Annotated in this window: 30 protein-coding genes; 19 read left to right on the top strand and 11 right to left on the bottom strand. The window is 56.3% G+C overall.

Annotation, left to right across the window (positions count from 1 at the left end; genetic code table 11):
• The first annotated feature begins 42 nt into the window (after positions 1 to 42).
• Complete coding sequence (locus tag QQJ87_RS01805; RefSeq protein WP_284279604.1) at positions 43 to 501, top strand: type II secretion system protein N; 459 nt, start codon at positions 43 to 45, stop codon at positions 499 to 501.
• On the opposite strand, the gene QQJ87_RS01800 is transcribed toward QQJ87_RS01805, so the two are convergent.
• Entirely contained in the window at positions 502 to 1,266 is a 765-nt protein-coding gene (locus tag QQJ87_RS01800) for a DUF3108 domain-containing protein (RefSeq protein ID WP_284279603.1), read from the bottom strand. It lies immediately after the preceding gene.
• Positions 1,263 to 1,742, bottom strand: a complete 480-nt coding sequence (locus QQJ87_RS01795; RefSeq protein ID WP_284279602.1) for a D-Ala-D-Ala carboxypeptidase family metallohydrolase — start codon at positions 1,740 to 1,742, stop codon at positions 1,263 to 1,265. The genes QQJ87_RS01800 and QQJ87_RS01795 overlap by 4 nt, the downstream gene beginning before the upstream one ends.
• A 1-nt stretch (position 1,743) precedes the next feature.
• Here QQJ87_RS01795 and QQJ87_RS01790 point away from each other — a divergent pair, with 1 nt between their 5' ends.
• Positions 1,744 to 2,436: an HAD family hydrolase gene (locus tag QQJ87_RS01790; protein ID WP_284279601.1), complete on the top strand. Its 693-nt coding sequence runs from the start codon at positions 1,744 to 1,746 to the stop codon at positions 2,434 to 2,436.
• On the opposite strand, the gene QQJ87_RS01785 is transcribed toward QQJ87_RS01790, so the two are convergent.
• The 4 genes from QQJ87_RS01785 to gpmA are packed head-to-tail and all read right to left on the bottom strand — an operon-like array spanning position 2,399 to position 6,679.
• Complete coding sequence (locus tag QQJ87_RS01785; RefSeq protein WP_284279600.1) at positions 2,399 to 3,226, bottom strand: HesA/MoeB/ThiF family protein; 828 nt, start codon at positions 3,224 to 3,226, stop codon at positions 2,399 to 2,401. The two genes, QQJ87_RS01790 and QQJ87_RS01785, sit on opposite strands and share 38 nt — an antisense overlap.
• Before the next feature lie 7 nt (positions 3,227 to 3,233).
• A complete protein-coding gene (locus tag QQJ87_RS01780) occupies positions 3,234 to 4,640 on the bottom strand; it encodes a S41 family peptidase (RefSeq protein ID WP_284279599.1) in 1,407 nt (468 codons plus the stop codon).
• A 5-nt stretch (positions 4,641 to 4,645) separates the two neighbouring features.
• Positions 4,646 to 5,926 carry a murein hydrolase activator EnvC family protein gene (locus tag QQJ87_RS01775; protein ID WP_284279598.1) on the bottom strand — a complete coding sequence of 427 codons (1,281 nt, stop codon included), beginning with the start codon at positions 5,924 to 5,926 and terminating at the stop codon, positions 4,646 to 4,648.
• A gap of 6 nt (positions 5,927 to 5,932) precedes the next feature.
• Entirely contained in the window at positions 5,933 to 6,679 is a 747-nt protein-coding gene (gene gpmA / locus QQJ87_RS01770; RefSeq protein ID WP_284279597.1) for a 2,3-diphosphoglycerate-dependent phosphoglycerate mutase, read from the bottom strand.
• Positions 6,680 to 6,782: 103 nt separating this feature from the next.
• Here gpmA and QQJ87_RS01765 point away from each other — a divergent pair, with 103 nt between their 5' ends.
• The 4 genes from QQJ87_RS01765 to QQJ87_RS01750 are packed head-to-tail and all read left to right on the top strand — an operon-like array spanning position 6,783 to position 9,001.
• The gene (locus QQJ87_RS01765) at positions 6,783 to 7,208 is read left to right on the top strand and encodes a rhodanese-like domain-containing protein (protein WP_284279596.1); all 426 of its coding nucleotides are present in this window, start codon (positions 6,783 to 6,785) and stop codon (positions 7,206 to 7,208) included.
• Between the two features lies 1 nt (position 7,209).
• A complete protein-coding gene (grxC, locus tag QQJ87_RS01760; RefSeq protein ID WP_284279595.1) occupies positions 7,210 to 7,479 on the top strand; it encodes a glutaredoxin 3 in 270 nt (89 codons plus the stop codon).
• Between the two features lie 41 nt (positions 7,480 to 7,520).
• Complete coding sequence (secB, locus tag QQJ87_RS01755; protein WP_284279594.1) at positions 7,521 to 7,973, top strand: protein-export chaperone SecB; 453 nt, start codon at positions 7,521 to 7,523, stop codon at positions 7,971 to 7,973.
• A gap of 11 nt (positions 7,974 to 7,984) precedes the next feature.
• Positions 7,985 to 9,001, top strand: a complete 1,017-nt coding sequence (locus QQJ87_RS01750; RefSeq protein ID WP_284280067.1) for an NAD(P)H-dependent glycerol-3-phosphate dehydrogenase — start codon at positions 7,985 to 7,987, stop codon at positions 8,999 to 9,001.
• Between the two features lie 21 nt (positions 9,002 to 9,022).
• Here QQJ87_RS01750 and trmL read toward each other — a convergent pair whose 3' ends face one another.
• Together trmL and QQJ87_RS01740 are read right to left on the bottom strand one after the other, a co-directional pair.
• Positions 9,023 to 9,493, bottom strand: coding sequence for a tRNA (uridine(34)/cytosine(34)/5-carboxymethylaminomethyluridine(34)-2'-O)-methyltransferase TrmL (trmL, locus tag QQJ87_RS01745; RefSeq protein WP_284279593.1), 471 nt, complete (start codon positions 9,491 to 9,493; stop codon positions 9,023 to 9,025).
• Entirely contained in the window at positions 9,490 to 10,218 is a 729-nt protein-coding gene (locus QQJ87_RS01740; protein ID WP_284279592.1) for a ComF family protein, read from the bottom strand. The genes trmL and QQJ87_RS01740 overlap by 4 nt, the downstream gene beginning before the upstream one ends.
• 55 nt (positions 10,219 to 10,273) lie before the next feature.
• On the opposite strand from QQJ87_RS01740, the gene QQJ87_RS01735 reads away from it, so the two are divergent.
• From QQJ87_RS01735 to QQJ87_RS01700, 8 genes are all read left to right on the top strand, one after another.
• Positions 10,274 to 11,185: a methyltransferase domain-containing protein gene (locus QQJ87_RS01735; protein WP_284279591.1), complete on the top strand. Its 912-nt coding sequence runs from the start codon at positions 10,274 to 10,276 to the stop codon at positions 11,183 to 11,185.
• A gap of 204 nt (positions 11,186 to 11,389) precedes the next feature.
• On the top strand, positions 11,390 to 11,878 hold the full coding sequence (locus QQJ87_RS01730) for a DUF2244 domain-containing protein (RefSeq protein WP_284279590.1): 489 nt from the start codon (positions 11,390 to 11,392) through the stop codon (positions 11,876 to 11,878).
• Between the two features lie 43 nt (positions 11,879 to 11,921).
• Positions 11,922 to 13,097, top strand: a complete 1,176-nt coding sequence (gene coxB / locus QQJ87_RS01725; RefSeq protein ID WP_284279589.1) for a cytochrome c oxidase subunit II — start codon at positions 11,922 to 11,924, stop codon at positions 13,095 to 13,097.
• Positions 13,098 to 13,115: 18 nt separating this feature from the next.
• On the top strand, positions 13,116 to 14,714 hold the full coding sequence (gene ctaD, locus QQJ87_RS01720; RefSeq protein ID WP_284279588.1) for a cytochrome c oxidase subunit I: 1,599 nt from the start codon (positions 13,116 to 13,118) through the stop codon (positions 14,712 to 14,714).
• Positions 14,714 to 14,845 carry a cytochrome oxidase small assembly protein gene (locus QQJ87_RS01715; RefSeq protein ID WP_284279587.1) on the top strand — a complete coding sequence of 44 codons (132 nt, stop codon included), beginning with the start codon at positions 14,714 to 14,716 and terminating at the stop codon, positions 14,843 to 14,845. The genes ctaD and QQJ87_RS01715 overlap by 1 nt, the downstream gene beginning before the upstream one ends.
• Positions 14,846 to 14,860: 15 nt before the next feature.
• Positions 14,861 to 15,424 (top strand): cytochrome c oxidase assembly protein, encoded by a 564-nt coding sequence (locus QQJ87_RS01710; RefSeq protein ID WP_284279586.1) that lies wholly within the window; start codon positions 14,861 to 14,863, stop codon positions 15,422 to 15,424.
• Positions 15,425 to 15,435: 11 nt separating this feature from the next.
• Positions 15,436 to 15,660: a DUF2970 domain-containing protein gene (locus QQJ87_RS01705; RefSeq protein ID WP_284279584.1), complete on the top strand. Its 225-nt coding sequence runs from the start codon at positions 15,436 to 15,438 to the stop codon at positions 15,658 to 15,660.
• A gap of 36 nt (positions 15,661 to 15,696) precedes the next feature.
• The gene (locus QQJ87_RS01700) at positions 15,697 to 16,551 is read left to right on the top strand and encodes a cytochrome c oxidase subunit 3 (RefSeq protein ID WP_284279583.1); all 855 of its coding nucleotides are present in this window, start codon (positions 15,697 to 15,699) and stop codon (positions 16,549 to 16,551) included.
• Between the two features lie 81 nt (positions 16,552 to 16,632).
• On the opposite strand, the gene QQJ87_RS01695 is transcribed toward QQJ87_RS01700, so the two are convergent.
• Positions 16,633 to 16,833: a twin transmembrane helix small protein gene (locus tag QQJ87_RS01695; protein ID WP_284279582.1), complete on the bottom strand. Its 201-nt coding sequence runs from the start codon at positions 16,831 to 16,833 to the stop codon at positions 16,633 to 16,635.
• A gap of 54 nt (positions 16,834 to 16,887) precedes the next feature.
• Between QQJ87_RS01695 and QQJ87_RS01690 the strand changes: the two genes are divergently transcribed.
• From QQJ87_RS01690 to QQJ87_RS01670, 5 genes are read left to right on the top strand one after another with little or no spacing between them, the layout of a single operon-like run.
• Positions 16,888 to 17,688 carry an SURF1 family protein gene (locus QQJ87_RS01690; protein ID WP_284279581.1) on the top strand — a complete coding sequence of 267 codons (801 nt, stop codon included), beginning with the start codon at positions 16,888 to 16,890 and terminating at the stop codon, positions 17,686 to 17,688.
• A 1-nt stretch (position 17,689) separates the two neighbouring features.
• On the top strand, positions 17,690 to 18,298 hold the full coding sequence (locus tag QQJ87_RS01685; protein ID WP_284279580.1) for an SCO family protein: 609 nt from the start codon (positions 17,690 to 17,692) through the stop codon (positions 18,296 to 18,298).
• A gap of 34 nt (positions 18,299 to 18,332) precedes the next feature.
• Entirely contained in the window at positions 18,333 to 19,334 is a 1,002-nt protein-coding gene (locus QQJ87_RS01680) for a COX15/CtaA family protein (RefSeq protein ID WP_284279579.1), read from the top strand.
• Between the two features lie 5 nt (positions 19,335 to 19,339).
• A complete protein-coding gene (cyoE, locus tag QQJ87_RS01675; protein ID WP_284279578.1) occupies positions 19,340 to 20,236 on the top strand; it encodes a heme o synthase in 897 nt (298 codons plus the stop codon).
• Between the two features lie 10 nt (positions 20,237 to 20,246).
• Positions 20,247 to 20,852, top strand: coding sequence for an SCO family protein (locus tag QQJ87_RS01670; RefSeq protein ID WP_284279576.1), 606 nt, complete (start codon positions 20,247 to 20,249; stop codon positions 20,850 to 20,852).
• 19 nt (positions 20,853 to 20,871) lie between these two features.
• Here QQJ87_RS01670 and QQJ87_RS01665 read toward each other — a convergent pair whose 3' ends face one another.
• Complete coding sequence (locus QQJ87_RS01665) at positions 20,872 to 21,507, bottom strand: hypothetical protein (RefSeq protein ID WP_284279575.1); 636 nt, start codon at positions 21,505 to 21,507, stop codon at positions 20,872 to 20,874.
• A gap of 127 nt (positions 21,508 to 21,634) precedes the next feature.
• Positions 21,635 to 22,396, bottom strand: a complete 762-nt coding sequence (locus QQJ87_RS01660; protein WP_284279574.1) for a FecR family protein — start codon at positions 22,394 to 22,396, stop codon at positions 21,635 to 21,637.
• Between the last annotated feature and the right edge of the window lie 2 nt (positions 22,397 to 22,398).

Below are 22,398 nucleotides of genomic sequence, written 5' to 3'. Positions count from 1 at the left end.
GATGCCACAATTTACAACACCATGAAGCTTGCTTTGCCCAGCATGAATCCACACGCACTAAGCCCCTTCACAAAGGCGCTGCCTTGGCTCATGTACGCTTTGTCTGTGGTTATCGTGGTGGCAGCGGTGCAGCGGCTTCGTGTGCCCGCCCCACGCATTGTGCCTGCCATGTCGGCTACGCAGTCCGACAAGTTTCAGGTGGATCAAAGTCCCGAGGCCCGTTTGCTCGGCGTTGAAACCACCGGCGGATTGACGCCGCCTTCCTTGGTCCTCAACGGCGTGTTTGCCAACAGCAAGGGTTTGGGGGCAGCTGTGCTTTCAATCGAGGGCCAGCCGGCGGTGTCAGTGGCCGTGGGCGAGGAAGTGGCCAATGGCTGGAAATTGGTGCAGGTGGACCCCGCCTTTGCCGTGATTGAGCGCAGCGGACAGCGCAGCAAAATTGCCCTGCCCGAGCAGCAGACAGATCCCAATCAGTTCCGGATCATCAAGCAAAACCCCTGATTACTGCAGTCCGACCAGCGTTTGGGTCAGCTGCGCACCCTTGTGGTCTTCAACTTGAATCTGGGCTGCAGTCCAGTTCAGCTCAGGCGCAAACCACAATCTGACTGTGTCGTCGTCGGCCTCTTGCGGCGCCAGTTCAAACAGGTAGGTTTTGACCGTTTTGGACTCTTTGCCCAGGTTCAGTTCAAGATTTTCTGATTTTTTGAATGTGAAGGGTTCTGTGTCCAGGGCGCCGGTCGTCATGACGCGCATTTTCATGACATCGCCTTGGTCCACTTTCCCTTTACAGCGCAGCAGGGCGACCATTTCATAGATCATGCTGAGCCGGTCTTGCAGGCGGCTTTCCAGTGCGGCTTTTTCACCATTCTTCTTGAAAACGACCTGTTTGTGTTCAGTGTCGATCACGGTTTCTTGAAGTGGTTTTTTGCCGCGCTGCTCGCTGTAATAAATCGGTACGAGACCAATGCCGGGTTCGATGACCCCCTCGCTTTTCTGGTTGAGCGTGCCGGAGTACAGCATCGCCAAAAAACCAGTGGCCTTCGAGGTGGAGCTGAGCTTGTACTGGTTGCCCGACACCACAAACTCATGTGTGGTGATCGCAATCTGCCCGGGGATCTGGCTGTAGCTCAGTGAATATCGGGCCGTTCCGCCCGTCAGATAGTCCGCAATGTTTCGGCAGGTTTTCAGTTCACCCGCCTGTACAGGCTGTTGGATTGCGGACAGAGCCAGCACACTGCTCAGTGCAAGAGTTACAAAATACTTCATCGTTCAATCAATCCTTCCAGATAACCTTCATCTGCGTTGAAAATGCTCAGGCATTGCCGCCTGGCGGGCTGTTCTGCGGACGGCACTGAAACATGCACCCACCGGTTGAATTCGATGATGAGTTGATCAAATTCCAGTCCTGAGTCTCGAATGGCGCAGGCCAGGCTGTAGGGCGTGCCATAGGCTGGGCAAGCAATGTCGGCGGCTTGGCCCAGCGTGTGCTGGGAATTCTCGACCCCGCCTACCTTTTCGTTCAGCGCGGTGCTTCGAAAACCGCTGGTGATGCAAAGCCTTGCGCTGTCTGGTAACAGGCTTTCAATTTGACCCAGCAATCGGGAAAGTCGTCTCAGATTGTCTTTCAGGGGCGCAGGGCAGACATTGTCTAGACCGCATCGCTTTGCAGTGTCAGAATGGCAAAGTATCGCTTCACCAAATGCGGGGTGAAAGTCGTCGTGGTCAACATCCGGATTCAACATTTTGCAAGTCAAGTATCACCTTCGTCCCAATGCGGGCACACCCAAACAAGTTTACCTTCTGGATCTCGACAACACTCTGCACGCCGCATCCAGATTCATTTTGCCTGAAATCAACCGGCAAATGACCCGTTACATTGAAGAGCAACTCGACCTGTCCGCCCCCCAGGCCAGTGCGCTGCGCACCCAGTACTGGATGCGCTATGGCGCCACCTTGCTCGGGCTGATCAAACATCACGGCGTTGATCCGCATCACTTTCTGGCCGAAACCCATCGGCTTCAGGATTTTCCACAGATCAGTGGCCGCCACGCCAGCGTACCCCGCAGACTGGCCCGTTTAAACGGCATTCGCATTCTCTTTACAAACGCGCCCAGGGCCTATGCTGTTGACCTGTGCAGGGCGCTTGGCTTGTATCGCTATTTTCACGCCATTGTGGCCATCGAAGACATGCAGATACACCGCCAATGGCGACCCAAGCCGTCTGACTGGCTTTGGGCCAATGTCCGGGCGCAATTGAAAACGCGAAGGCTGATGTTGGTGGATGACACCCTCGGGCACCTGAATGCCGCCTCCCGACGCGGCATTCAAACCGCCTGGATCACCAGCCCTGGCCTGGGCTTTAAGCCCTTGCTGCCCACTGGGCGCGTGAAAAAGCGGATCAGGCAGTTTGACCAGATTCGCCGGCACGCTTTTTAGTCGCCTTGTTGCACACCGGGCAGTCGGGGTCTTTGGGCACTCGCATGCGGGTGAAATCGCCGTTGCGTGCGTCGTAAATTTGCAGGACCCCAAACAAGGGTGAACCAAAACCCGCAATAATTTTCAGCGCTTCAGTGGCTTGAAGGGTGCCTATGACGCCAGTCACCGGGGCGAGCACGCCCATGGTTGCGCAATTGATTTCGCTGACGTCTTGGCCGTCTGGAAACAGGCAGTGGTAGCAGGGGGCCTCCGAATTGCCCAAATCAAAACAGGCCAATTGCCCGTCCAGTCGAATGGCGGCACCCGACACCAGCGGTTTGCCGTGTTCAACACAGGCCGCATTCACCGCATGGCGGGTTTTGAAGTTGTCACAACAATCCAGCACCAAATCTGCGTTTTGAACGGCATCCGACAGCGCTTTGCCGGTCAGGCGCTGCTGAACGGCATTGACTCGAATGGTGGGGTTGAGTGCCAGCATCTGCACTTTGGCCGACTCTACTTTTGGCATGCCCACACGGTCGGTGGTGTGCAGCACTTGCCTTTGAAGGTTGGTGAGATCAACCTCATCGTCGTCGGCAATGGTGATTTCGCCGACCCCAGCTGCGGCCATGTAGAGCCCCACTGGGCAGCCCAGTCCACCTGCGCCCACAATCAGCACCTTGGCATTTGAAATGCGCGATTGACCCTCAATGCCGATGTCGTCCAGCAGAATGTGCCGGGAATACCTCAGCAACTCGTCGTCGCTGAGGTCACGCAGGGCGTGGGCGCCCTGCTGCACAGGGTTCGTCATGCCAGCATCACTTCTTCTTGTCGGCCTTCGCGGTTTCCTCAGGTGGCCGCTTGTTTTGTGCGACAGGCTTGCCTTTCAGGTAATTCAGGGCCTGTTGAAGCTGGTAGTCGTCGGCCGATCCAAACAGGATTGGCTTGAGGTCTTTCGCATCGGGGGCAAGCTCCACTTTGCGCTCATCGGGCGGGGGTGTTTCTTGGCCACCTTTGTCATTGTTCAGGTGGTGGCTCAGGTCCGCTTCACGAATGCGCCCCACAACGTCGCCTTCCGGGGTTTCAGCCACATAGAAGTCGGGCACAATGCCGCGCGCTTGAATGCTGGCGCCAGAAGGCGTGTAGTAACGGGCCGTGGTCAGCTTGATGGCCGTGTTGTTGTTCAGCGGCAGAATCGTTTGTACGGAGCCCTTGCCGAAGGTCTGTGTGCCCAGAATTTTGGCGCGGCCATTGTCTTGCAGTGCACCCGACACAATTTCAGAGGCTGAGGCGGAACCGCCGTTGACCACCACCACCATGGGCAGCTTTTTGGCCACTGCAGTCAAATCAGACAGATAGTCTTTTTCCTGGCCGCGCAGGTAGTCTGAAGGAGTCACCACCAGCTTGCGATGAGAGTCTTCAGTTCGGCCGTCCGTGGAAACCACCAGGGCATTTTTGGGCAGGAACGCGCCCGCCACACCCACCGCGGCATTCAGCAAACCACCGGGGTTGTTGCGCAGGTCCAGCACGATGCCCTTCATTGGCTTTTCAGCTTCAAGCTTGTTTAAGGCCTTGGCCAGATACTCGCCGGTGTGTTCCTGGAATTGGGTAATGCGAACGTAACCGTAGCCGTCGTCCAGCATTTTGAATTTCACGGACTGCACTTTGATGATGTCACGCATGATCGTGACGTCGATTGGCTTGTCGACCGATTTCCGCAGCAGCGTCAGTTTGATGGTTGTTTTGGGTTTGCCACGCATCAGGTTGACCGCGTCTGACAGGCTCATGCCCTTGGTGGGCTTGTTGTCGATCTTGATGATCAGGTCACCGGCCTTCACGCCTGCGCGCTGGGCAGGTGTGTCTTCAATCGGAGAAATCACCTTCACAAATCCATCTTCAGTGCCGACTTCAATGCCCAGGCCGCCAAATTGACCTTGCGTGCCAACGCGCAGCTCTTTGAAGGCGTCCTGATCCAGGTAAGCCGAGTGCGGATCCAGGTTGGACACCATGCCACTGATGGCACCCTCAAACAGCTTCTGATCGGTGACAGGTTCCACATAGAAGTTCTTGATCGCGCCGTACACTTCGGTGAACTCGCGGAGTTCACTCAGCGGAAGCGGATCTGAAGGCTGCTTCTGGGCAACAGCGCTGATGCCGATGCTGACGCACACGCCGGCCACCAGGCCAACTGAAACCAGACTGATTTGACGTACTTTGTGATGCATAGTAATTAGTGACCTTTGGTCCAGGAAATCGGATCGAAGGGTTGTCCTTGATGCCTAAGCTCAAAATATAACCCAGTTTCAAGATTACCACTGCTGTTTCCCGTTTCTGCAATGGTGTCTCCCGCCTTGACTAAATCTCCTGCCGATTTCAACAGCTTGGAGTTGTTGCCATACACGCTGAGGTATTGGTCGCCGTGGTCAATAATGACCAATTCGCCGAATCCGCGCAGCCACTCGGCAAACACCACCTTGCCTGAGCCCACCGCCCGCACTGGTTGACCAGCCTCGGTTTTGATAAATATACCCTTCCAGGACGGCCCCTGACCGTCCTTGGAGCGCGTTTCACCAAATCGGCCCACCACAGACCCCTGCACTGGCAACTGTAAGCGGCCTTTGAGCTTCGCAAAATCACCAGTGTCAGGTATGGGTGGCGACTCCACCTCGCGATTGGGCGTTTTGCGTCCAGACGGTGGGCTGCCCGGGTTTTCCTGTTCGCGTTTGCGGCGCGCGGCCTGCTCGCGCTTGGCTTGTTCGATGGCACGGGTCAGGTCGGCGATCACACCGGTCAATCGCTTGTCATCTCGTTCCAGCCGTTTTTTTTCAAGTTCCTGGCCCTTCAGTTTCGAGCTCAGGTCCTCCACCAGCTGCTGGCGCTCTTCTTTCTGGGATTTCAGTTCCCGTTGTTTTTGGTCCTGACTTTTAATGGTTTTTTCCAGCCGTTCGCGCTTTTTTTCCATGCCTTCGCGAATGGACTGCAATTGACTGGCCTGCGCTGCCTGCGTGTCGCCCAGCTGCTTTTCGGCGCTGGATATTCGTTGATACCAGTAACCCTCACGGGCGGCCTGGCTGGCAGACTGGCCCGCGAGCCAAGCTTGGGTGGGGTTGATGTCGCTGCGTCGGTACTGGTTACGAATGACACTGGCCAGCCGCTTTTCGGTGTCCGCCAGCGCAGCTTCCACCGCAGCTTGTTTGGTCTTCAGGTCGGCAATGTCGTCCTCAAGAGCCTTTCGGTCTTTGGACAATTGGGCAAGTCGACTTTCCGTGTTTGCAAGCTGCTTGTCCAGCTGCTTGATGGCGTTGCTGACTTTTTGTTTCTCACCCGAGGTTTGGGTGATCGCCTTCTTGATGTCCTGCAGCTTTTTGCGCACATCCTCGCGCTCTTGCTTGACCCCCGCGGGGTCACGAATGGCGGCTACACCCGCGAGGCCATGCGTCAGCAGGGCCACTGCGAGCGAGTACAGCACAGCAGCACGGGCTGCCGATGATTTGCGCGCAAAAAAGGACATTCGACCTTACTTGGCCTTGCCTTGATTGGCCACTGCCGCCATGGCTGCCTCAATTTCCGCCTGATCGCCCAGGTAATAGTGCTTGATTGGACGCAACTCGGCGTCCAGCTCGTACACCAGCGGACGGGCTGTTGGAATGTTGACCTTGAGAATGTCGTCTTCGCTGAGGTTGTCCAGGTACTTGATTAGCGCGCGCAGGGAATTGCCGTGCGCAGCCACCAGCACCTGCTTGCCAGCCTTGATGGCGGGCGCAATGCCGTCTTTCCAGACCGGTATCACACGATCCACGGTGTCTTTCAGGCACTCGGTCAGAGGAATTTCCTCGGGTTTGAGCTTTTTGTACCGTGGGTCGTTGCCGGCAAAACGGGGGTCGTCCACTTTCATGGGGTTGGGTGCAATTGCATAAGCCCTGCGCCAGATCAGCACTTGCTCCTCACCAAACTTGGCAGCGGTCTCTGCCTTGTTCAACCCTTGCAGGTCGCCATAATGGCGCTCGTTCAGGCGCCAGGAATGAACGATTGGCAGATACATCTGATCCATCGTGTCCAGTGCAATCCACAAGGTTCGGATGGCGCGCTTCAGCACAGAGGTGTAGGCCACGTCAAACGAAAATCCTTCCGATTTCAGCAACTCGCCTGCCTTTCGTGCTTCTTCGCGACCTTTGTCAGTCAGATCCACGTCGGCCCAGCCTGTGAACCGGTTTTCAAGGTTCCACTGGCTTTCGCCGTGGCGCATCAGAACAAGTTTGTACATAAAAACTCCACCTTCGGGGCAGGATAAATAAGCGATGCCGTATTTTAGCCCCGAAACGTGCGGATATAATGGTGGATTGAACCAGTTTTTGAAAAGCCCTCACATGACACAAGAATTTCTTTTGCACAACAGCTGGCTGATTGTTCTGGCTGTCGGCTCGGGCATGATGCTTTTTTGGCCCATGCTCAATCGTGGAGGTGGCAACCGCATTTCCGTGGCGCAGGCCACTTTGCTGATCAACCAGAAAAAGGCCGTGCTGCTGGACGTGCGTGAACCCGATGTGGCCCAGAAAATGGGGCAAGTGGTCAACGCCAAGCCCGTTGAAATCAAAGACCTGAAAGACAAAGCCCCCACGCTGGTCAAGAACAAGGCGCATCCGATTGTGGTCTTGTGCCAAACCGGCCAGCGTTCCGGTGCCGCATCGGCAGTGCTGAAGGCCACCGGTTACACCGAGGTGTATGTGCTGGACGGCGGTATCAACGCTTGGGTTGAAGCCGGCATGCCCATCAAAAAGTCGAAGGCGGCCTGACATGAGCAAACCCGTGACCATGTACACCACGGCGGTGTGCCCTTACTGCATGCGGGCTGAACGCCTGCTGACCGAACGAGGCGTGGCGCACATTGACAAAATTCATGTCGACCTGGACCCCGGCGTGCGCCAGCAGATGATGGAAAAAACCGGCCGCCGCACCGTGCCTCAAATTTACATCGGCGACGTGCATGTGGGCGGCTTTGACGACCTGGCTGCGCTCGATCAGGCCGGCAAGCTGCTACCCTTGCTCAACGGTCAGGGCGACTGACTCCGTTTTAAAAGCAAACCCACCCAACAGGAAGGAACAAGATGTCCGAACAAGCCCAAGAAGCAGTCTTTCAAATGCAGCGTGTTTACCTCAAAGACGCTTCTCTGGAAATGCCAAACGCACCCCAGGCCTTTCTGGAAAAATCCAATCCTCAAATCGAAGTGTCCGTTGACGTTGGTGCGCAACGGCTGGGCGAAACCGTGTTTGAGTCTGAAGTGACCGTCACCGTCACCGCCAAAGTGGAAGACCGTGTGTCTTTTCTGGTTGAAGCCAAACAGGCCGGCATTTTTGAGATTTCCGGTGTGCCTGAAGAGCAGTACGACCCGCTGCTGGGCATTCTTTGCCCCAACATGATTTACCCCTATCTTCGCGCCAACGTGGCCGACCTGATTACCCGCACCGGTTTCCCGCCCGTGCATTTGTCTGACATCAACTTCGAGCAGTTTTATCAGCAGCGCCTTGCCGCTGCTCAAGAGCAGGCCAACCAGGCCTGAGCGGCTGCATGATGAAGATCACGGTGTTTGGCGCGGGGGCATGGGGCACGGCTGTTGCCTCGCACATGGCCCGGTGTCATCAAGTGGTGCTTTGGGGTCGTCGGGCGTCCGATCTTGACGATATCCGGTCCCATGGTGAAAACACCCGGTATTTGAAGGGCATTCCCTTGGCGTCCGGGCTCCAGGTGGAACCCGATTTCGAACTGGCCGCCCGTCACGCCCTGAGTCACCCCGACCCCGATCAGCGTCTGTGGGTCATTGGCACGCCCATGGGTGCCCTTCGATCCACCTTGACCCAGTTGTTGGCCATTTGCCCGATTGACCAATGGCCCTCGGTTGTCTGGTTGTGCAAGGGCTTTGAGTCAGACACCGGCTTGATGCCGCACCAGGTGGTTGAATCGGTGCTCGGTCAAACCTACGGGGGTGCGCTTACCGGGCCTTCATTTGCTGCAGAGGTGGCCATGGGTCTTCCCTGCGCTCTCACCGCGGCCTCGGCTTGCCCCAAAACGCGCCAAGCCATATTGGCGGCTGCACATCATTCCAGCATGCGGGTTTACGCACTCGACGACATCATCGGTGCCGAAGTGGGCGGCGCGGTCAAAAACATCATGGCGGTGGCCACTGGCATCTGCGATGGCTTGCGGCTTGGTTTGAATGCCCGTGCCGCCTTGATTACCCGTGGCATGGCTGAAATCCGAAGGTTGGCACTGAGTTTGGGTGCGCAATCGGAAACCCTGAATGGTCTGTCTGGTTTTGGCGACCTCATTCTGACCTGTACGGGCGATTTGTCGCGCAACCGTCGGGTTGGCCTGATGCTGGCCCAGGGCAAAAGCCTGTCTGACATCCTGGCCGAGTTGGGCCAGGTGGCTGAAGGTGTGCGCTGCGTGTCTGTCGTTACCCAGCTTGCCCAAAAACTGAACATTGAAATGCCGATTACCGAAGCGGTGTCTGCCATTGTTCACGATGGCAAATCCATACAGGCTGTTCTTCAAGACCTTCTGGCGCGGGAATCAAAGCTAGAAAGTTGACGGGCCAATTGCCCGTCACGTTCACATGCCGCCCATGAAATTCAGTTGGCGCCACGCCTCATAGACCATTACTGCCACTGCATTGGACAGGTTCATTGATCGACTTTCGGGGCGCATGGGCAGTCTGAGTTTGTTGGTGTCTGAAAACCACCCTCTGATCTCATCCGACAAGCCCCGTGTTTCGCTGCCAAACACCAGGTAATCCTGGTCCTGAAACTGGACCGAGTAAGGGGACTGCGTGCCTTTGGTGGTCAAGGCAAAGCAGCGCGCCGGATCGGGTTGCTCGTTCTGAACAAACGTCTCCCAGCTGGCGTGCACGCGAATGGATGCAAATTCATGGTAATCCAGGCCGGCGCGGCGCATGCGCGCATCGTCCAGCGGAAATCCGAGTGGTTCCACCAAATGCAACGCTGCGCCCGTGTTGGCGCACAGGCGAATAATGTTGCCAGTGTTGGGCGGAATCTCCGGTTCAACCAATACAATTTGAATCATTCTGGGGTCCTGCATACGGCCATTAAAGTAAATTGCGTGGCACCCGCCTTGCGCAGTGCGTCTACACACGCCTGCATGGTGGCCTGCGTGGTTATGACATCGTCCACCAATCCGATTCGCAGCTCGGCCGGAATGGCTTTTTGGCATCGAAAAGGGTTGTCCGTTTTGGCCATTCGAGCCTGCCGGCCTTTGCGGCTTTGGCTGGAAACCGAAGGCCTTGCACGCTGCAGCAAGGTGGTGTTCAGGGCAATGCCGGTGTGTCTGGCCACAGCCCTGGCCAGCAATTCGGCCTGATTATAGCCGCGTTGTCGCTGTTTGTCGGGGTGCATGGGCACCGGCACGATGACATCAGGCTGGGCATGGTCACCTGCCTGCTTCAGCGCCAGCGCCAGCCAGGCCCCCAGCAGTCTGGCCAATTCAGGCCGCCCCCCGTATTTCATCTGCAGCAGCCAAAGGTCAGCGGGCGTCGCGTAATTGTGGCAGGCCACGCTGACAATGGCTGCATTGGGTGTGGCCCGGCAGTGTCGGCATCGTGTCCAGCCAAAGGCTTGGGGGCGTGGGCCCAGCGGCAAGGCGCATTGCACGCATCGAACTTGGGGCTTGGCCAATAAAGCGTCAGCGCAGGTTGTGCAGCAGGGCAGGCCAGCTTGATGGCCCACGCAGCTCACGTTGCAGCTACAGGCCAGACAGCGCACCGGAAGCAGGGCATTGCGCAAACGCTCCAATCCGTGTGCGCATCTTCTATACAATGCAAGGGTTGTATTCAAAGTGTGTTTCATTATGGTATCTGCATTCATGGCGCAGGCGCGCAGCGCCAACGCACTGGCCCGGCAATGGGGTCGGCGTGCAGGTCGTGCCCAGCCCTTCATTCTTCAGGAAGTGGAATCCCGCATGATCGCCCGAGCGCAAATCATGCGCCCGGTCGAGGGAGGTGTGTTGCACCATGGCTGGTTACACCCTGCCAGCGTGTCCGCAGTGCACAATCTGTTCATGGATCGCGAGATGATTGCGCTGGCCCCCTTACCAGGGGTGGTCGCCTTGGAGGTCGAGGCGGTGTCGCCGGTGACGGCGCTGTTGAACCGGTTCAGAAACAAGCCCGGCAAGCCTCAAATCAAGTCGCATGAATGGCTCAATCAGGCCGCTTTTCCTGTGCCGGCGGAATCCATCGGCATGGTGTGGTCACCGTTGTGGCTGCATGCGCACCCTGAGCCAGAACAATGCCTGCAACACTGGAATGAATCGCTGAAACCGGAAGGGGGGCTGTTTTTCTCGGTGTTCGGGCCGGACACGCTGCGCGAGCTCGCCCCGTTCGCCGCCCTGTTGGGCGCTGAGCTGCCGCAATTCCCCGACATGCACGATTGGGGTGATCTGCTCGGGCGTCAGGGGTTTTCAGATCCAGTCATGGAAATGGAGCGCATTACGCTGACTTATCAAACCCCTCAAACCTTGTTGGCGGATTGTCGCGCCTTGTTTGGCAATTACCTTCACAATGCCCGGCCTGGCTTGCTGGGTAAAAGGCGCCACAAGGCTGCCATGGCCACGCTTGAGGACCTTCGTGACCCTCAAAACGGGCGTCTGAACCTCACCCTGGAGTTGGTTTATGGTCACGCTTGGAAGGTACGCAAGAATATGTCACCCAAAGAAGTGACCGTGCCGTTGAGCTCAATTGGCGGAAGAAAGCCATTAAAATGAATGAATTAGCTTTCGGTTGCTCTTGAAGGTCTTGATTCAACAAGGCCTGTTCACGTTTTTTGGCAATTTCCTAGCGCATTTTGTATTGCTTGCCTAGAGGGGTTGTGCCTATAATTCTCGAGTTTGAATTCTACTTTCCGTGGAGTTCAGCTGGGTCTAAAGACTGCTCCTTGAGAGGTAAAGAGGATGCTTGCGGAAGATTCAATGGATTCACAGGTGGTACCAGTGAGCCATGCGGTCAGGTCTGAAGGTGTCGTTCGTTGGGTATTCAAACGAAATTGCTCCCTCAGCCCAGGGCAGTTGTCGCTGTGGTATTTCAGTTTGTGTTCTGTCAGTCTGTTGATCGCATTTGGTTTTTGGATTGCAGGCTATTGGGTAGTACTCCCCTTTGCCGGTTTTGAGTTGCTCGTGGTGGGCGCAGCCTTCCTGCTGTACGCGCGCCATGCAGCCGACTATGAAATGATCGAGCTCAGCCGAACTGAATTGCGGCTGGTTCTGGCAGAGGGAAGCCGGTTGACCGAGACACGTTTTGTGCCTCAGTGGGCCCGGGTGCGATACGATGGCAGGTACAAGGCACCAGTGGTGTTGAGTCAGCGAGACAAGCAGGTCTTTCTCGGAAAATTCATCAACGAGCAGGACAAACCTTTGCTGCACAAGGAATTGCGTGTGGCACTGGCTCAGGCGGCGCACTAGTTGCGTTGTTGAACAATATAATTATTTTAAATAGAGGATCGCCATGTTGAAGACGTCCTTGGGTCAACGTCAATGTGCGGCAGCTACCTTGGCCGCAGCGTTAACCACCTTCGGAGGAGTTGCCGTCGCGGCAGAAGGGGGGCCTCAGCCTCTTCAGCTGAATCTCGCACCACCCGTGACCGAGATTGCACGCCAAATTTATGACCTGCATTCCATGATGCTGATCATCTGCCTGGTTATTTTTGTGGCGGTGTTCGGCGTGATGTTTTATTCAATTTTTGCGCACCGCAAGTCAAAAGGTGCCAAGCCCGCAACCTTTCATGAAAGTACAACAGTCGAGATTATCTGGACGGTGGTGCCTTTCCTGATCGTGATCGGCATGGCCCTACCCGCCACCAAAACAGTGGTGGCCATGAAAGACACGTCCAACGCGGACCTGACCATCAAGGCCACTGGTTACCAGTGGAAGTGGGGCTACGATTATCTCGCCGGGGAAGGCGAGGGCATCAGCTTTCTGTCAAACCTGTCTACCCCGCGTGACGAAATCAACAACCACGACGGTCAGGGAAAGCCCAAAGACGACGCTTACCTGATGGAAGTGGACCAGCCTCTGGTGGTGCCCGTTGACAAGAAAATCCGCATCGTGACCACCGCCAGCGACGTGATTCACAGCTGGTCTGTGCCCGCCTTCGGCGTCAAGCAAGACGCCATTCCCGGTTTTGTACGCGACACCTGGTTCAAGGCCGACAAGCCCGGCACCTACCGGGGCTTCTGTTCCGAGCTGTGTGGCAAAGAGCACGCCTTCATGCCCATCGTCGTGATTGTCAAAACGCAACCTGAATACGACGCCTGGGTGAAAACCAAGCTGACCGAGATGCAGGCCAAAATGGACGATCCCACCAAGGTGTGGACCAAAGAGGACCTCGTCGCCCGTGGAGAAAAGGTGTTCAACTCCAATTGTGCAGCCTGCCACCAGGCCAGCGGTCAGGGCATTCCTGGCGCATTCCCGGCCCTGGTGGGCTCGCAGGTTGTGCTGGGGCCTGAGGCCGAACAGATCCACATTCTGTTGAATGGCCGCAACGGCAAGATGCCAGCTTGGAAGCAGTTGTCGGACGTTGAAATTGCGTCCGTCATCACCTACACACGCAACGCCTGGACCAATGCGGGCCAGGGTAAAGACCCGGTTGTACAGCCAAGTGCTGTAACGGCTGCACGTTAAATTGCTTGGGAGACACACATGAGCACTACCGCGGCAGATTTGGCACACGGTCACCATCACGACCACGCCCATGACACCCCACACGGCTGGCGGCGCTGGCTGTTTGCCACCAACCACAAAGACATCGGCACGATGTACCTGATTTTTGCGTTTGTGATGCTGCTGGAAGGCGGCACACTGGCGCTGATGTTGCGTGCCGAGCTGTTCAAACCGGGCTTGCAACTGTTCAACCCGGAATTTTTTAACCAGTTGACCACCATGCACGGCCTGGTGATGGTGTTCGGCGCGATCATGCCCGCCTTCGTGGGCTTCGCCAACTGGATGATTCCGCTGCAGATCGGTTGTTCAGACATGGCGTTTGCCCGCATGAACAACTTCAGCTTCTGGCTGATGGTGCCCGCTGCCATCATGTTGACTGCGTCGTTTTTCCTGCCCGGCGGTGCCACCGCCGCAGGCTGGACGCTGTATGCGCCCTTGTCTGTCCAGATGGGCCCCGGCATGGACGCCGCCATTTTCTCGCTGCACATTCTGGGCGCGTCTTCCATTATGGGGTCGATCAACATCATCACCACCATTTTGAACATGCGCGCACCTGGCATGACCCTGATGAAAATGCCGATGTTTGCGTGGACCTGGCTGATTACCGCCTACCTGCTGATCGCTGTGATGCCAGTTCTGGCCGGTGCCATCACCATGGTGCTGACCGACCGTCACTTTGGCACTTCATTCTTCAACGCCGCTGGTGGCGGTGACCCAGTGATGTACCAGCACATTTTCTGGTTCTTCGGTCACCCCGAGGTGTACATCATGATTTTGCCGGCCTTCGGCATCATCAGCCACATCGTGCCTGCTTTCGCCCGCAAGCCCCTGTTTGGTTACAGCTCCATGGTGTACGCCACTTCGTCCATTGCGATCCTGTCGTTCATCGTGTGGGCGCACCACATGTTCACCACCGGCATGCCAGTTACAGGCCAGTTGTTCTTCATGTACTCCACCATGCTGATTGCCGTACCCACCGGGGTGAAGGTGTTCAACTGGCTGGCCACCATGTGGAAAGGCTCCATGACCTTTGAAACCCCCATGCTGTTTGCTGTGGGCTTTATCTTCGTGTTCACCATGGGCGGCTTCACCGGCTTGATTCTGGCCGTGGCTCCGGTGGACATTCAGCTGCAAGACACCTATTACGTGGTGGCGCACTTCCATTACGTGCTGGTGGCTGGCTCACTGTTTGCCTTGTTCGCTGGTTCTTATTTCTGGCTGCCCAAGTGGTCTGGTCGCATGTACAACGAAGGTCTGGGCAAGCTGCATTTCTGGTCCAGCCTGATCAGCTTCAACGTGACTTTCTTCCCGATGCACTTCTTGGGTCTGGCTGGTATGCCACGCCGCTACGCCGACTACGCAACCCAGTTCACCGATTTCCATGAAATCGCCACCATAGGTGCGTTCTGGTTTGGCCTGTCGCAGTTGATCTTCCTGTACAACGTGCTTCAAACCTGGGCCGGTCAGAAAGGCGAGCCCGCGCCAGCCAAGCCCTGGGATGGCGCTGAAGGTCTGGAGTGGACAGTGCCTTCACCTGCACCGCACCACACGTTTGAAGAACCTCCTATGGTGAAGTAATGACACCTGAGCAGAAAAGGGAAATTCAGAAGAAAAACCGTCGCACCGGGTTGATTTTACTGAGTGTGGCGGTGGCCTTCTTCGTGGGTATCATGATCCGCAAGATGATGGTGCCCGGTTTGTTCAGTTGATAGACGCTTGACCCCATGACTCAGCCACAGCCCAAAAAGACCGGCATTCACAAACAGATGGTGTTCCGTTTGTTTGTGATTGTGCTGGGCATGTTTGGGTTTGGTTATGGCTTGGTGCCCATTTACAAAGCCGTGTGTGCAGTCACAGGTGTGAATGTGTTGAGTCGCCAGGAAGCGCAGGCCGAACCGATGGCCAAGCGCAACACCCAGGTGGACACCAGCCGCACGGTGGAAGTGGTGTTTGACGCCAACAACCGGGGTACCTGGCAGTTCAAGCCGGAAAAGCGTTCAATCCTTGTTCATCCGGGCGAGGTGGTGTCTGTCAAGTACGACATCCACAACATGGCCAACCGCGACGTGGAAGGGCAGGCAATACCCAGTTATCTGCCCAAAAAGGCAGCAGCGCACTTCCACAAGCTGGAATGTTTCTGTTTCAAGCAGCAGCCTTTCAAGGCCAACGAGGTCAAGGCCCTGCCGGTTGTGTTTGTGGTCGATTCCGATCTGCCAAAAGATGTAAAAACGATCACGCTGTCCTACACGTTTTTTGAAGTGGGTTTGCCGAGCGCCAAAGCGGATTGAGGGGCTGGCTTGTGACAGACGATTTGAAGAAAGCAATACGCAGGAAGGCCGACAGGTCGACCTTTCTGCAAACCGTGTCCGCAGTGCTGTGGTCTTTTTTTGGCGTTCGCAAAGGGGCCAGCCACACCAAAGACATGGAGAAGTTAAACCCGGTGCACGTTATTGTGGTCGGGTTGCTGGCAGCGGCATTGTTTGTAGTCACGCTGGTGCTGGTGGTTCATTGGGTTGTGAAGTAAAAGACAAACAGCAATAAAAAAACAGGAGAAACCAACATGCGTGCGAATGCACCTTATTACTTTGTGCCCGCCTTGTCGCGCTGGCCCGCCCTGGCGGCGTTGGCCATGTTCTTTTTCGTGCTCGGGGCTTCAAACTGGGTCAATGACGTTTCATGGGCACCCTACGCCTTCGCACTCAGCCTGCTGATTCTGTTCAGTGTGTTGATCGGCTGGTTCCGTCATGTGATCGGTGAATCCGAAGGCGGCCAGTACAGCGCGAATGTGGACACCTCGTTTCGCTGGAGCATGGGCTGGTTCATCTTTTCAGAGGTGATGTTTTTTGCCGCGTTTTTTGGTGCCTTGTTTTACGCCCGGGAAATTGCAATGCCCTGGCTCGGCGACCTGAACAACAAAACCTTCTTGTGGCCTGATTTCACAGCTGCCTGGCCCAACACTGGCCCCGCGGGCACCATTGAAAAGTTTGAGACCATGGGCCCGTGGCCCATTCCAACCATTAACACGGCACTGCTGTTGACCTCGGGTTTGACACTGACTTACGCGCATCACGCCTTGATTGCCAATCACCGCCCGAAGGTTATTCTTGGCCTGGCCGTGACCGTGCTGCTTGGTGTGCTCTTTCTGATTTGCCAAGCCTACGAATATCACCACGCCTACACTGAATTGAACCTAAAGCTGACATCCGGCATCTTCGGCTCAACCTTCTTCATGTTGACCGGCTTTCACGGTTTCCACGTCACCATCGGCGCCATCATGCTGTTTTGCATCATGCTGCGCTGTATCAAGGGCCACTTCAAGCCAGACAGTCACTTTGCATTTGAGGCGGCTGCGTGGTACTGGCACTTTGTGGATGTGGTTTGGCTGGGCTTGTACATTGTGGTGTACTGGTTGTAATCAGCGGGCATCCATCTGATTTGAATGTATGCTGTAAGGCCACTGGCTAAGCAAGCCGGTGGCTTTTTTTTTGCCTGAGTGTCAGCGAAGGCCCGTCGACTCAATCCACCCCATGTGATGGGCGAATAAAATAAACAAAAACAGGGTGATCGACAGGGTAATTCGCACGGTCAGGGCGTTCACTGTGCGGCTGGAACGGCTTTTGTCCTTCATCAAAAAGAAAAAGGCTGAACCAAGGCTTGCCAGAATGATCAAAAGGGCAACGCCTACAAAAATCTTCATGAGTGTGTCTTTGAAAATGCAGGGTGTCATGAGTATGTCACGGATGGAGAAGTTGTGAAACGCTCACCAGTCAGGTTGTTGTTGTCTGTGGTTCTGGGGCTGGGCCTTGCAGCCGTTACCTTCTCGATGGGCAATTGGCAGGTGCGCCGGGCGGCTGAAAAAACGGCCTTGCACCAGCAGCAGGCCGAGCGATTGCATGCGCCTGCAATTGATCACCCGGAAGAGTTACTCGATCTGCAGAAACTCGCCTATCGTCGATTAAAATTGCAGGGGCATTTTGTGCTCAATGCCGTGGTTTACATCGACAACCGGCAGATCGACGGACGGCCCGCTGTTCAGGTGATTCAGGCGTTTCAACCCGAGGGTGCGAATTACGTGGTGCCTTTGGACAGGGGTTTGTTGCCCCGCAATCCGGATCAACCCAGAATGCCGCCACCCCTGCCGATGCAAGCTGCCGGGGCAGACGCCAATGACCTTCTGGTGACTGTTTTGCCTGGTTTTGCGCGATCGGCCGAATTGTGGGGCTTGACGCTTGGTGGCTCAAAAAAGATCCACCGTGAGACTGATGAGGGCAGGCAAGTGTGGTCCAACTTTGATGCAACCGAATTCGGCGAGTGGCTGGGCCGCCCAGTCAGCAATTACGTGGCCACAGTGGAGCCGGTGCTGCCAGAGGCGCAGGACATGCAGACGTCTGGGCAGGCCACTGCCAGTGGCTTTTACATGGATCAGGTTTCACTGCCTGACCAAGTGGCCCGCCACCGTGGGTACGCCATTCAGTGGTACGCAATGACAGCCATGTTGCTGTTGTTCAGCGGCTATTTCGTGTTTAAGGAATTTAAAAGCAGGAACGATTGAAGTGAACAAGTCCAGAGCAACCCTGATTGCCGTTTTTGTGGTGTGTGCCGTGCCTATTTTGGCGGCTGCTTATTTGCACCTGTTCAGCAAGCCTCAGCGTTTCAACAACTACGGCACCTTGATCGAGCCGCAGGTGGATGCCAGTTCAACGGCTTTTCGCAATATCAATGGCGACGCCTTCTCGATGAGCCAGCTCAAGGGCAAATGGGTGCTGATTCAAACCATTCGCAGCCAATGCGACAAAGTGTGTCAGCAAACCATGTTTTACCTCCGTCAGGCCCGAAAAACCAAAGGGCAAGATGCTGATCGAATTGAAAGGGTGGCTTTTGTCACCGACGATGGCCCCTTGGACACGCTCTTGCTAAGGCAGTTTCCCGAGGTGCATTTTGTGCGCACCAGTGGTCTTGGACGCCTGCAAGGCTGGCTGCCGCTTGAGCAAGGCATTGTCGGTTCCAAGGGCAGCACCGAAATTGGCACCCTGTATGACCACGTGTTTGTCGTAGACCCACTGGGCCACGTCATGATGAGATTTCCCGAAAATCAAACCCTGCAGTTCGAGCCGCTGAGACGAGACATTTCGCGCTTGCTGTGGGCGTCGAACATCGGCTGATGCAAGATACACAACTTGAGATGAGGCAGTAGCAATGAATTACAAACGACTGGTGATTTTTGCCACCGTGTTGACCTTTGGGTTGATCATGTTGGGCGCTTACGTGCGTCTGTCGGACGCTGGGCTGGGGTGTCCGGATTGGCCGGGTTGTTACGGCAAGCTCACGCCCCACCTGGCCGCCCCTGAAATTGCCAAGGCTGTGGCCGAGCAAGGCGGTACACACGGGCCAGTTTCCGAGCCCAAGGCCTGGAAGGAAATGATTCACCGCTACATCGCCACGTTTTTGGGGCTGCTGATTTTGACCATTGCTGCAACCGCATGGATCAAGCGCAAAACCCTGAACCAGTCGCCCTGGTTGGCCACCTCGCTGGTGGGTGTGGTGTGCCTGCAAGGGGCTTTTGGGGCGTGGACGGTCACGAAGTTATTGAAGCCGGCCATTGTGACGGGGCACCTGATCGGCGGGTTGACCACGCTGGCCTTGCTGATGTGGCTCTCGTTGAGGCAAACCTCGCCGGTTAGAACGGTTGCGCCACCGCAGGACCAGAAACACCTTCGAATTCTTGCGCGCATCGGTTTGGTGGCTGTGGCTTGCCAGATCATTCTGGGCGGCTGGGTCAGCACCAATTATGCGTCAGTGGCCTGTACCGACTTTCCGACCTGCCAGGGCAGCATGTGGCCGCAGATGGAGTTTGATCACGCTTTTCACATTGTGCGCAACCTGGGTGAAACGGCCGATGGCCAGTTGCTGAGTCAAGCTTCACTGACCGCCATTCACATGGTCCACCGCATGGGTGCGGTGGTGGTCATTGCCGCGCTGCTGAGCCTGATCGTGGCCTTGTGGCGCAACGCAGGCACGCAATTGCTGGCAGTGGGGCTGACGGCCGTGTTGACGCTTCAGGTCTTGATGGGCATTGGCAATGTGGTCATGCATTTGCCATTGTGGCTTGCCGTGCTTCACAATGGAGGGGCAGCTCTTTTGCTGATCACCCTGGTGTTGGTAAACTATCGAGTTGCCAGCAAAGTACATCGGGCCTGAAAGCCATGCAAACTACCGTCACCGCAGTGAATTCAATCAGCCATATCGCCAAGCAGTACTGGACCCTCACGAAACCCCGTGTTGTGGCCCTGATTGTATTTTGTGCGGTCATCGGCATGTTTCTGGCCACGCCGGGCCTGCCCGGGGCCAATGCCCTGGTTGCAGGCACGCTCGGCATCTGGCTGGTGGCGGGGGCTGCTGCTGCATTCAATTGTCTGGTTGAGCAGCAAATTGACGCCGTCATGGCACGCACCCGTGCAAGGCCGCTGCCGCGTGGCGAGCTGAATTCGGTGCAAACGCTGGTGTTTTCTGCGCTGGTGGGTGGCTTGGGTGTGTGGATTCTGTACACCTTTGTGAATCCGCTGACCATGTGGCTCACCGTGGCCACGTTTATCGGCTATGCGGTCATCTACACGCTGCTGCTGAAGCCCAATACCCCACAAAACATCGTCATCGGCGGGGCCTCAGGCGCCATGCCGCCGGTGTTGGGCTGGACGGCCGTCACCAATTCGGTGTCTGCAGAGGCGCTGGTGTTGTTCCTGATCATTTTTGTGTGGACTCCGCCGCATTTCTGGTCATTGGCCCTGTACCGCACGCAAGAATATGCCAAGGCCGGTTTGCCCATGCTGCCGGTCACGCATGGCCCCGAGTTCACCCGGTTCCATGTGTTTTTGTACACCATCATGCTGGCGGCCACCACGGCCATTCCGTACGCCATGAAAATGAGCGGGCTGATTTACCTGTTGTCGGCTGTGGTGCTGAATGCCATTTTCATCGCTTACGGCTACCGGCTCTGGAAGAACTACAGCGACGCGCTGGCCAAACGCGCGTTTGCGTTTTCGATTGCATATCTGTCTTTCCTGTTTGCAGCCCTTCTGGTCGATCACTACTTTTATTTCTAAAGGTTTTTGCATGCTCAGTACCCAGTTGAAAAGGGCGTCCATCGGCGGTGCTTTTGTGTTGGCCCTGTTGGGGCTTTCTGGCTGCGACACCAAACCCCAATTCAACAGCACTGACATCACCGGTGCGTCTTTGACGGCCCCGTTCGAGCTGAAAGACCTGGAAGGTCAAACCCGCACGCTGGCCAGTTACAAAGGCAAGGTGGTCGCCATTTTCTTCGGTTACACCCACTGCCCGGATGTGTGCCCCACCACACTGGCTGAGTGGGCCCAAGTGAAGCAAAAGCTGGGTAGCAAGGGCGACAAGCTGAAGGTGCTGTTTGTGTCCGTCGACCCTGAGCGTGACACGCCCGAGTTGCTGAAACAGTATGTTCCCAAATTTGACCCCAGTTTCGACGCGCTGACTGGCTCTGAGGATCAGCTCAAGCCTTTGCTGGCGGGTTTGAAGGTGTATGCAGCCAAGGTGCCGCAGGGCGACAAGCCCGGTGACTACTTGATGGACCACACCGCTTCAAGCTACGTGTTTGATCAAACCGGGGCCATCCGTTTGCTGGTGCGTTACAACACCCCTGTGAAAGACATCGCCAGTGATGTCGAGCAGATTATTGACGGAAAATAGGTCAGCCAGGGCAGTTCCCTTATTTTGCGGCGGTAATCAGCGTGCGGTTGCAGCCCGGGATGCTGTTGCACAGCAATCTGCCGAAGTCGCTTTTGCTCCATTGTTGCGTGTGGTTTCTTGCTTCAGATGACTTCGTGTAGATCGAATGTGCATCCATTTGAAACACGACCTGCCATTCCAGCCTGTTGGAATGCGTGAGAGGGGTGTAGTCCAGCAATACAATCACGGGTCTGTGATTCAGTAGCTCAAGTCGGATAAATTCCAGGGTGTCTTCTTCGGTGCCACCCACATACCAGCAAGCCTCAAGTTCAGCCTTTTGCAGGCCTTCCAGCATTTTGGCGGGTGAGGTGCCCCACACGCCGCCCAGTAAATCTGGCGCGCCGCTCCAGCGCATCACCTCCAGTATGAAATCATCATTGGCCGCGTGACCGTCGCTGGCTTTTGGAATGTGACTCCAGCCTATCTGATAGTAATCCAGCACGCAGGCCAGGGAACAAGGACCACTGACGTTGTGGAGGCCCGACGGCGCGGCAAAGCCGAATACTTTGCAAAAAGGATTTTTTTGAAGCAGTGATTCCGGTGTGGGCGTGCGTGGCATGGGCAAATGCCGTCTGCCTGAAGTGTCCAATCCGAGTGCTGGCAACTCATCCAACATGAAGTCTCCTGGGTGGGGCGATCAAGATGGGGTTTGCAGCAATCAGTCTAGGCCGGGTTAGTGCGGTTCTGCCTTTTCAGAGTGGTTTGATACGGTTTGAAGGTCCGTTCTGTAATGCGTTTGGGTGTTAAGCCTGTGTGTGCTGGCCCAACAGGCTGTGCAACAGGTCGTTGAGGTTTGCGTTGTGGCTGGCGGTGCTGCTGACACCCGGGCTTTGCTGAAGGTGCAGCAGGTCGGTCAGTGCGTTTCCCCCGCTGCTTGTTCCGCCATTGCTGGGCACCCCGCCACTGGGGTCGGGCTGTGGAGCTGGCTGAGGGGCCGGTTGGGCACTGTTGCTGCCCGCTGCGTCGTTGCCAGCTGGGCTCAACGTGGGGTCGGCGCTGGCTGAAGATGAACTGCCGCCGCTGTCAGCTGCAACAAACGCGGCTGCACCCAAACCAAGCAGCGCATCGCCCCAGTGGTGGCTGCTGGTGTCAGCCGGTGTGGCGGTTGCGCTGCTGTGCTCACCTGGCTCACCAACCAGGCCCTGCAGGCTGGCGTGCTCAGTGGCATGTTGCTTGGCGTGGGCGGTGTGAGCGGTGTGGGTGGCGTCTTCCATAAACACATGTGCGCCTTCAAGATCGATGACCACCCATTGGGCGGGCTGATCCAGTTGCACGGTTTGCAAGGCCATGGTGGCGGCTGAGCCGTGTTCAATCACCACGTGTTCGGTTACGCCCGTGAACTGCACTTCGGCGTGACCACTGTTGCCTGCAATAAGGCGGTCTCCCGGCAGCAGTTGCATGCCGGGTTCGCAGGCAATCGTTTGCCCGTTGCGCACCAGCTTTACATTGCCGTTGCACGCCGCCAGTGTGGCGGTTTGTACGGGCATGGGCAGGGTGGCTTGCATGG

The sequence above is a fragment of the Limnobacter litoralis genome (assembly GCF_030160455.1).
Taxonomy (GTDB): domain Bacteria; phylum Pseudomonadota; class Gammaproteobacteria; order Burkholderiales; family Burkholderiaceae_B; genus Limnobacter; species Limnobacter litoralis.
This window is presented reverse-complemented; position numbering and strand designations above follow the sequence as displayed.